The sequence below is a fragment of the Salinimicrobium oceani genome, assembly GCF_012037645.1.
Genome location: NZ_JAAVJR010000835.1, coordinates 1 through 407 on the forward strand (window position 1 = coordinate 1; position 407 = coordinate 407).

The 407-nt window shown below is 34.9% G+C and carries 1 protein-coding gene; it reads right to left on the reverse strand.

Going from position 1 to position 407, the window contains the following annotated elements; all coding sequences use genetic code 11:
- Window positions 1-407: cation transporting ATPase C-terminal domain-containing protein (locus tag HC175_RS19630; RefSeq protein WP_209310126.1), on the reverse strand; the 407-nt coding region annotated here is incomplete at both ends.

Below are 407 nucleotides of genomic sequence, written 5' to 3' on the forward strand. Positions count from 1 at the left end.
TTGTGACAGCAAAAGAGTGGATAAAGAGAACAAAAGTATTAGAATCAATTGATGGAAATTCAATGGTACCAGATCTAAAACTCCTCTGAATAACGGAATAGAAAACGCGCCTATAACAATGGAAACAGAAAAAATTATCGCTGCCCAAATCCAGCCGTTCTCAGTCACTTCATTAATAAAAAAAGATATTTTTCTATTGGGAAGATTAAATATGTTCAACAATTGAGAAAATATCAATGTATAGAAGGCCATATTGTTTATTTCGGCCCAGGAGTAGGTTTTGAAATTATAGGAGTATATAACAATGGCAACCACCCCGATTGCAATTGATAAACTATAAATTATTGTGGACCTCCAAAGGAGCTTTGTCATAATAGGCTCATCCGGGTTTCTGGGAGGTTTATTCA